Source organism: Streptomyces sp. McG3, from assembly GCF_018619185.1.
GTDB lineage: Bacteria > Actinomycetota > Actinomycetes > Streptomycetales > Streptomycetaceae > Streptomyces.
On record NZ_JAAXYC010000516.1, the window covers coordinates 1 to 3,017 of the forward strand.

A 3,017-nucleotide genomic window follows, 5' to 3' on the forward strand; every position below is an offset into this window, starting at 1 on the left:
GGCCGGGGGCGGGCGGTGCGGGTGCGTTCCGCCAGCAGCTGGTGGTGCTCCTCGGAGGTCAGGACGTCCAGGGCCTCGACGGGCGTGTCCGGGGCGGCCACCGCCCTGGTGAGCAGGAGGGTCAGCCGGGCGACCAGGCCGAGGACGGTGTCCCGGTCGAACAGGTCGGTGCTGTATTCGAGAAATCCGGTCAGCCCGTCCGGTTCGCCGTTCGCCGTCCGCTGCTCGGTGAGGTTGAGCAGCAGGTCGAAGCGGGCCGCCCCGGGGTGCAGGAGCTCGCTGTCGATCTTCAGCCCGGCGGTGGTCCAGCTGGGTTCGGGGGCGTTCTGCAGAGCCAGGGACACCTGGAAGAGCGGATGGCGGCCGATGGCGCGGGCCGGGTTGAGGTCCTCGACGAGGTACTCGAAGGGCACGTCCTGGTGTGCGTACGCGCCCAACGCGGTGTCGCGTGTGCGGTGGAGCAGCTCCCGGAAGCTCGGGGAGCCGGAGGTGTCCGTCCGCAGCACGAGGGTGTTGATGAAGAATCCGACGGACCGGTCCAGGGCCTGGTCGGTGCGCCCGGCGATGGGTGAGCCGATGGGTATGTCGTGTCCCGCGCCCAGCCGGGTCAACAGGGCGGCCAGGGCGGCCTGCAGCGCCATGAAGAGGCTGGTGCCGCTGTGGTGGGCCTGGTCGGCCAGCCCGCGGTGCAGTTCCGCGTCCCAGGCGACCGGCACCGTCGCGCCTCGGTACGTGGGGTCCGCAGGGCGCGGGCGGTCCGAGGGGAGGTCCAGCTCCGCGGGCAGCGCGCTGAGCTCCTGCCGCCAGTAGGCGAGTTGGCGGGCCAGCCGGCCGGCCGGGTCGCCGGGGTCGCCGAGCAGGTCGCGCTGCCACAGCGTGTAGTCGGCGTACTGCACGGGCGGCCCGGACCGTCCGTCGGTCTGGGTGTCGGCGGCATGGGCGTCGTCGGTCTGGGCGTCGGTGGCGTGCACCTCGTAGGCCGCCATCAGGTCCTCGGCCAAGGGAGCGAAGGACCAGCCGTCGCAGGCGATGTGATGGATCAAGAGCAGTAGTACGTGCCGGCCCTGGCCGAGGGAGAAGAGGTGGGCGCGCAGCGGAATGCCACCCGCAAGGTCGAAGGGCCGGTCGATCGCCTCGTCGAGGGCGGCGGTCAGGGCGTCGTCGGTGACGCGCCGTACGGGCATGGCCGCGGGGGCGTCCGCCGGGTCCAGGATCCGCTGGCAGGGCTCGCCGTCCAGGTCGGGGAAGACCGTGCGCAGGACTTCGTGGCGGGCGACGAGGTTCTGGAGGGCTGCGTGGAGCGCGCCGGTGTCCAGTTCGCCGGTCAGGCGGATCAGCCAGGGCACGTGGTAGGCGCGGCTGGGTCCTTCCAGGTGGTGCAGGAACCACAGGCGGCGCTGGGCGAAGGACAGCGGCAGCGTGCCAGGGCGGTCGGCCTGCCGCAGCGCGGGTCGGGTGTCGGTGTCGAACCCGCGGTACTGGATCCGGTCGGCCAGCTGGGCGACGGTGGGGCTGTCGAAGAGTGCGCGGACGGGGAGTTCGGTGCCCCGCGCGGCACGTACCCGTGCCGCGAGGCGGGTGGCCAGCAGGGAGTGACCGCCGAGGGCGAAGAAGTCGTCGTCGATGCCGATATCCGCGACGCCGAGGATCTCGCCGAACAGTTCGCACAGCTGGCGTTCGAGATCCGTGCGCGCGGGACGGTCGGAGCCGGCCTCGGCGGCCGGGGCGGGCAGCGCCGCCCGGTCGAGCTTGCCGTTGACCGTTAGGGGCAGCCGCTCCAGGAGCAGGATCGCCGTCGGCACCATGTAGTCGGGCAGCTTTTCGCGCAGGTACGCGCGCAGTGTGGCGGTCAATCGCGTGCCGTGGCGTGCCGCCGCCGGACCGGTGGCGTACGCGGCCGGTGCGCCCAGGTCGTCGGCGGGCTCGTACGCCTGCAGGGGGGTATCGGCGCGAGAGAAGAGGACGTCGACGGCGTCCACGTCCGTCGGCGACGGTGCGACCGCCACCCGGTAGCCGATTTCCGCACCGAGTGCGTACAGCTCGTCGGGCTCGACCCCGTGCGGTGCGGCCGACAGGAGGTCCAGTGCCTCGGCCGGGGTCGCTCCCTCGTCGAGGGCCCGGGCGGCGGCGGCCTCCCGGGTCGTCCGCCGGTTGGGGATCGCGGACATCCGCAGGTGCGCGGGACGGTGCTCGCGCAGGTACTTCGTGAGGGCGGCCGGGGTGTCCTCGGTGTCGAGCCGGCGCAGCCGGAGGGGCGCGTCGTGCGGGCCGGGTGCGTGCGGTGCCGTCGTCTTGTGCAGCACGGCGTCGTAGCGGAAGCGGGTCATCTCGTTGTGGTGGCGGCCGCGGCGCACCTGAATATCGACCGCGCCGACCGATGGCTGCCGACGGGCGAAGGCGTGGAAGTAGTCGGGCGCCAGGAGCAGTTCCTCCTCCAGCGTCAGGGCGCGTTCCACGGCCCGGCGCAGCCTGGCCGTGTCGTCGTCCGCAGCGGAGCGGTGCAGTTCTACGGCGGTGGTGAAGCAGCGCAGGGAGCGCGCGTCACGGACGTCGCCGACGAAGAGGGCCCCGCCGGGTGCGAGCAGCGCGAGGGCCTGCGTCAGTACGTCGTGGAGGTAGCCGGGGTTCGGGAAGTACTGCAGGACGGAGTTGAGGACGACGACGTCGAAGTGACCGTCGGGCAGCTCGCCGATGGTGTCGGCCGCCCGGCAGCTCAGCCGGATCCGCGGGGCCAGCGCGGGCCGCGCCGCCACTTCGCGGCGCAGCAGGTCCACGGCTTGCCGGGAGACGTCCGTGCCCCAGTACTCCTGGCAGTCGGGAGCCAGCTGCGACAGCAGCAGGCCGGTGCCGACGCCTATCTCCAGGACGCGGCCGGGGTGCAGGGTGCGAATGCGGCGGACGGTTTCCTCGCGCCATTCCCGCATGTGGGGTACGGGCAGGGACGCGCCGTCGAGGTAGCTGTCGTGCCAGCCGGAGAAGTCCTCGCCGAAGGCGGGGGCGGGGGTACGGGCTGTCTC

1 protein-coding gene is annotated in these 3,017 nt (G+C 73.0%); it reads right to left on the minus strand.

Annotated elements, in window-relative coordinates:
* A partial coding sequence (locus HET64_RS37915; RefSeq protein ID WP_215111766.1) for a condensation domain-containing protein occupies window positions 1-3,017 on the minus strand: 3,017 nt, incomplete at both ends.